At 70.5% G+C, this 5,142-nt stretch carries 9 protein-coding genes; all 9 read left to right on the top strand.

Annotation, left to right across the window (positions count from 1 at the left end; all coding sequences use genetic code 11):
• On the top strand, positions 1 to 871 hold an 871-nt coding region (locus ACFDSW_RS15135), incomplete at its 5' end, for a phage major capsid protein (RefSeq protein ID WP_375251104.1).
• A 65-nt stretch (positions 872 to 936) separates the two neighbouring features.
• Positions 937 to 1,443 (top strand): hypothetical protein, encoded by a 507-nt coding sequence (locus ACFDSW_RS15130; RefSeq protein ID WP_375251103.1) that lies wholly within the window; start codon positions 937 to 939, stop codon positions 1,441 to 1,443.
• Positions 1,440 to 1,613 carry a hypothetical protein gene (locus tag ACFDSW_RS15125; protein ID WP_375251102.1) on the top strand — a complete coding sequence of 58 codons (174 nt, stop codon included), beginning with the start codon at positions 1,440 to 1,442 and terminating at the stop codon, positions 1,611 to 1,613. Before ACFDSW_RS15130 ends, ACFDSW_RS15125 begins: the two co-directional genes overlap by 4 nt.
• Positions 1,610 to 2,017 (top strand): DUF3168 domain-containing protein, encoded by a 408-nt coding sequence (locus tag ACFDSW_RS15120; RefSeq protein ID WP_375251101.1) that lies wholly within the window; start codon positions 1,610 to 1,612, stop codon positions 2,015 to 2,017. The genes ACFDSW_RS15125 and ACFDSW_RS15120 overlap by 4 nt, the downstream gene beginning before the upstream one ends.
• Positions 2,017 to 2,424, top strand: a complete 408-nt coding sequence (locus ACFDSW_RS15115; protein ID WP_375251105.1) for a phage major tail protein, TP901-1 family — start codon at positions 2,017 to 2,019, stop codon at positions 2,422 to 2,424. Before ACFDSW_RS15120 ends, ACFDSW_RS15115 begins: the two co-directional genes overlap by 1 nt.
• Positions 2,421 to 2,744 carry a GTA-gp10 family protein gene (locus tag ACFDSW_RS15110; protein ID WP_375251100.1) on the top strand — a complete coding sequence of 108 codons (324 nt, stop codon included), beginning with the start codon at positions 2,421 to 2,423 and terminating at the stop codon, positions 2,742 to 2,744. Before ACFDSW_RS15115 ends, ACFDSW_RS15110 begins: the two co-directional genes overlap by 4 nt.
• The gene (locus ACFDSW_RS15105; protein WP_375251099.1) at positions 2,741 to 2,935 is read left to right on the top strand and encodes a phage tail assembly chaperone; all 195 of its coding nucleotides are present in this window, start codon (positions 2,741 to 2,743) and stop codon (positions 2,933 to 2,935) included. Before ACFDSW_RS15110 ends, ACFDSW_RS15105 begins: the two co-directional genes overlap by 4 nt.
• Positions 2,928 to 3,515, top strand: coding sequence for a tail tape measure protein (locus tag ACFDSW_RS15100; protein WP_375251098.1), 588 nt, complete (start codon positions 2,928 to 2,930; stop codon positions 3,513 to 3,515). Before ACFDSW_RS15105 ends, ACFDSW_RS15100 begins: the two co-directional genes overlap by 8 nt.
• A partial coding sequence (locus tag ACFDSW_RS15095; RefSeq protein WP_375251097.1) for a TIGR02217 family protein occupies positions 3,515 to 5,142 on the top strand: 1,628 nt, incomplete at its 3' end. The genes ACFDSW_RS15100 and ACFDSW_RS15095, both read left to right, overlap by 1 nt.

The raw sequence follows: 5,142 nt of genomic DNA, 5'->3' as shown, positions 1-5,142 counted from the left end.
GGGCTATGCGATCCCGAAGGAGATCGATGCGCAGATCGATGCGACGCTCAAGGGGGCGAGCCCGATCCGCAGCATCGCCCAGGTCGTCCAGGTCGGCAGCGCGGGGTATCGCAAGCTGGTGACGACGGGCGGCACGCCGAGCGGATGGGCAGGCGAAACCGACGCCCGCCCCGGCACCGCGACGCCGACCTTCAACGAAATCGCGCCGCCGATGGGCGAACTGTACGCCAACCCCTCCGCCAGCCAGGCGATGCTGGACGACGCGCAGTTCGACGTCGAGGCGTGGCTGGCGAACGAAATCGCGATGGAATTCGCCAAGGCGGAAGGGGCCGCTTTCATTGCCGGGAACGGGGTGAACCGTCCCAGGGGGTTCCTCCAGAATCCGGTGTCGGCGGTTGCAGACGCGGCGCGCGCGTTCGGCACGCTGCAATATCTGCCGACCGGCGCGGCGGGCGACTTCAACACTGGCGGCGCGGAACGGCTGATCGATCTGGTGCAGGCGTTGCGGGCTCCCTATCGCCAGGGTGCGGTGTTCGTGATGAACGCGGCGACGGTGGCACGGCTGCGCAAGTTCAAGACCAGCGACGGGCAATTCTTGTGGCAGCCGAGCCTGACCGGCGGGCAGCCCGCGACGCTGCTGGGCTATCCGGTGATCGAGGCGGAGGACATGCCCGATATCGCGGCCAACAGCCTGTCGATCGCGTTCGGCAATTTCCGCGCGGGTTATCTGATCGCGGAGCGAAGCGACACCGGCATCCTGCGTGATCCCTATACCAACAAGCCGTTCGTCACTTTCTACGCGACCAAGCGGGTGGGCGGCTGCGTGGTGAACAGCGAAGCGATCAAGCTGCTGAAATTCTCGACCAACTGATCGGTCAAAGGCGGGGGCGCCGCATGGCGCCTCCGCTGTTTCAGGATATCATGAAAGGAGCCAGGATGGCGATCGTGACGGGAGCGCCGGGCGCGGTGGCGCTGACGGCGACAGACCGGGCCGCCGCGCTGGCGGCGGTGAAGGCGCAATTGCGCGCCGGGTTGCCCGACGACGACGGGTTGATCCTCGCCTTCGCCGAAACCGCGCTGGGGCTGGCGGAGCATTTCACCGGACAGGTGCTGATCGCGCGGGAGATGGTCGCGACGATCCGGGGGCACGGGGAATGGCAGGCGCTGCCGGCGCGCCCGGTGCGGGCGATCAGTGGTGCAGCGGTCGACATCGACAATGACGGTGTCGGCTGGGTGCGGGTCGAGGGTGAGGCAGCGGTGACGTTCACCGCCGGACTGGCGAGCGACTGGGACAGCCTGCCGATCACCCTGCGCCAGGGGGTGGTCGCGCTGGCGGCGCATCTGTTCACCGACCGGGAGGGGGCGGTGCCGGTGCCGGCGGCGGTGACCGCCCTGTGGCGGCCGTTCCGTCATGTCGCGCTGACGCTGCCGAGGTCCGCATGATCGCGGTGGAGCGGCGTGTCGCGCTGGCACGCGGGCGCATCGCGGCGCTGTTGCGGGCGCGATGGCCGGATGCCGCAGTGCAGGAGGACCCACGCGGCGTGGTCGTCACCGGACGACGCGTGATGCGGCGGTGGATCGACGATCCACGGCTGGCCTGGTGGCGCGAATGAGCGCGCCGGCGGTGTTGCGCGCGGCGGTGTTGGCGCGGCTGCGCGACGATCCGGCGATCGCGGTGCAGCGCGTGATCGAGGGACAGATCCCGCGTGAGGCGGCGGTGCCGCTGGTGCAGCTGCGCGATGTGAACGCAGCCGACTGGGGCACGAAGGACCGCGCCGGGCGCGAGGTGCGGATCGGCCTGGCGATCCGCGATGCCGGCGACAGCGGCGCGCGTGTCCAGGCGATCGGCGCGGCGGCGGAAAGCGCGCTGCTGTCTTTACCCGCCGGGTTGCCCGGGTGGCGCGTGGTGAGCGCCGCGCCGGTGCGATCTTCGCTGTTCCATGAAGGCGGTGCGGGCGCGGGGCAGCGCTGGACGATGCTGGTCGATGTCAGGTTTCGATTGCTGGAGGACGAATGATGGCGGCGGAAAAGGGCAGTGCGTTCCTGCTGAAGATTGGCGACGGCGGTACGCCGCCAGGCTATCGCACCGTGGCGGGACTGCGCACGACGCAATTGAGCATCAACGGCGAAGCGGTCGCGATCACCAACAAGGATTCGGGTGGCTGGCGCGAATTGCTGGCGGGGGCCGGCGTGCGATCGGTCAGCGTATCGGCGGCAGGGGTCTTCACCGGCTCGGCGGCGGAGGCGCGGGTGCGGGCCAATGCGCTGGCGGGAACGATCGACGATTACCGGCTGACCTTCGAAGGCGGTGAGACGCTGACGGCGCGCTTCCTGGTGACGCGGCTGGACTATGCCGGCGACTATAATGGCGAGCGCAGCTACACGATCGCGCTGGAAAGTTCCGGCCCGGCGGTGGCGGCGTGAGCGGCGCTCCGAACCCCGCGCGGGGCGAGGCGGCGATCCGCGTCAACGGCAGTACGATCACGCTGCGTCCGAGCTTCGCCGCGCTGGTGGCGGCGGAAGCGGAACTGGGCTCGCTGATCGCGCTGGTGTCGCGTGCGGCGGAGCAACGGTTGACGCTGGGCGAGATGGTGGCGCTGTTCTGGCACTGTCGCCACGGCGCGCCCGACACGCTGACGCGCGAGGTGCTGGGCGAGGCGGTGGTCGCACAGGGGATCGCGGCGGTGACCCCGGCGCTCACGATGGTGCTGCGGCAGATTCTGGCGGGGCGGCCCGGCGGGTGACGACGTTCGCGGCGCGCGCGCGTCGGCTGGCGGGCTGGGCGGGCGTGACGTTCGGCTGGCGCCCGGCGGATTTCTGGTCCGCGACCCCGGAGGAACTGGCCACATTGGTGGAAGCGATGATGCCCGAACAGGTCACGCCGCCCGACGCCATGCTGATCGAACGGATGCAGGAGGCGTATCCGGATGGATGAGGAAATCGAGCGACTGGTGATCGGCGTGCGGGCCGACCCCAGCGGGTTCATGCGTGACGTGGAGGCGATGCGGGCCGTGCTGGAAGGGCCGCTGGCGGCGGGAGCGAACCGCGCCGGGAGGATGGTGGAAAGCGCGCTGTTGCGCGCGGTACGCACCGGCAAACTGGGCTTCGACGATCTGCGAGCGGTGGCGCTGGGGGTGTTGGAGGAGATCGCCTCCGCCGCGATCCGGGGCGGGCTGAACAGCCTGTTGGGCGGCGGCGTGGACACTCCATCGGTGGGCGGCACGATATTGTCGCTGCTCGGCGCGCCGGGGCGGGCGACCGGCGGGCCGGTCAGCCCCGCGCGCCCCTATTGGGTGGGTGAACGCGGGCCGGAGTTGTTCGTGCCGACCAGCGCGGGACAGGTGATGGCGAACGGTGGCGGGCTGGGGGTGGCCAATGGCGGGTCGGGCGGCGGGCGTGACGTGCGGGTGGCGATCACGATCCAGGCGGGCACGCAGGATGCGCCGGCGGTGCTGGCGAGATCGGGGCGGCAGGTGGCGCGCGCGGTGCGGGCGGCGCTGATGGAGGCGCAGTGATGGGACATTGGCTGGCCAGCGCGCGCGCCGCCCAGGCGACGGACCTGATCACGCGATTCGATCCGGCCTATTGGACGATCAACTTCCCCCGGCCGATGATGGCGGCGGTCACCACGCCCGCCGCGGACACGCTGCGTGTCGATGCGGTGTTCTATCGCCGCGACGACATGGCGGGCGTGATCTGGGAGAGCGAGGACCGGCACGATCATCCGCTGCTGCGTTACGACACGCAGCGCGACTATCGCGACTGCCGCCTGTCGTTCCGCTGGCAGAGCAGCAACGTCCTGGCGCTGGACGCGGTCAACGGGCCGGTGCTGACGATCGAGGGGCGGGACGCGGCGGGCGCGGCGCGCACCTGGTATGTGCGTTTGTGGAATTATGCGCGCGGAACACCGACCGATGCGCGCGTGACGATCGACTTCGCCGCGCTGGACGCGGGTTTCCTGTTGCCGGCGGAAGCGCAGCGCGTCTGGGCGGGCGACATCGATCGCCTGTTCCTATCGCTGGTCGCCCCCGGCTATGACCCGGCCGGCGGCTTCCTGCCAGCGCCGGTCGAGGCGCGGGTGATGCTGAGCGAGATGCGGTGCGAGGGTGCGGGCGCGACGCTGACGATCGGCGATGTTGTCGTCCCCGAACACGAATTACAGATCGCGAGCGGCTATGACGACAGCTATCATCTGACGCCCGCGCGTCTGCTGCGTCAGGCGTTGCACCTCGGGTATCGCGGGGCGATCGTCCATTATGTCGGGATGAGCCATTATTTCCGGCTCGAGCGTGCCGGCGAGGGCCTTTATGTCAGCCTGGCGGGTGGCACGCTGAACCAGCCCTGCGCCGCATGGCATGGCGATTTCGCGCGGCGGGCCAAGGCGCTGGGCTATGGCCTGATCTGGTCGCTGTCGTTCGAATTGCTGGACATGCATTGCTGGAACGACTGGAAACAGCGCAGCGCCGACGGCGCGCCGGCGCTGACCGGCTGGTCGCCGCCGTCGACCCTGCTGTCGCCCTGCCATGCCGGCGCGATGGCCTATCTGCAGGCGGTGGCGCGGGCGTTCGTATCGATCGGCAGCGAGGCGGGGCTCGCGCCGCAATTGCAGGTCGGCGAGCCGTGGTGGTGGGTCGTCCCGGGGGATGCGCGGCCCTGCCTTTACGACGCCAGCGCGGTCGCGGCGTTCGCGCCGGTGCCGATCAGCTCGCTCCGGGCCCCCCTGAGCGAGGCGCAACGCGCGACGCTGGATCGTGCCGGGGCGGCGCTGGCGGCATCGACCGCCGCGCTGCTGCGCGCGGTGCGCGGTGACCGACGCGACTGCACCGCGCGGGTGCTGGCCTATCTGCCCGCGGTGCTCGACCCGAATATGCCCGAGGTGCGGCGGATGAATCTGCCGTTGGGCTGGGCGGCGCCCGCGTTCGATGTGCTGCAACTGGAGGATTATGACTGGGTCATCGCAGGGGACGAGCGCGCAAGTGCCTCGGCCGCGGCGGAGGCATCGGCGCGGCTCGGCTATCCGGCGGCGCGGCAGGAGTATCTGGCGGGGTTCGTGCCGCACGCCGACGATCGCGCGCACTGGACGCGGATCATCGCGGCGGCGGGGGTGGCCAGCCGCGCGGGAGGCGAAGAGGAGGAAGCCGA

Origin of the sequence: Sphingomonas sp., assembly GCF_042091075.1 — a bacterium.
Taxonomy (GTDB): domain Bacteria; phylum Pseudomonadota; class Alphaproteobacteria; order Sphingomonadales; family Sphingomonadaceae; genus Sphingomonas.
The sequence above is the reverse complement of the archived record's forward strand: the minus strand, read 5'-3'. Positions and strand labels throughout refer to the sequence as shown.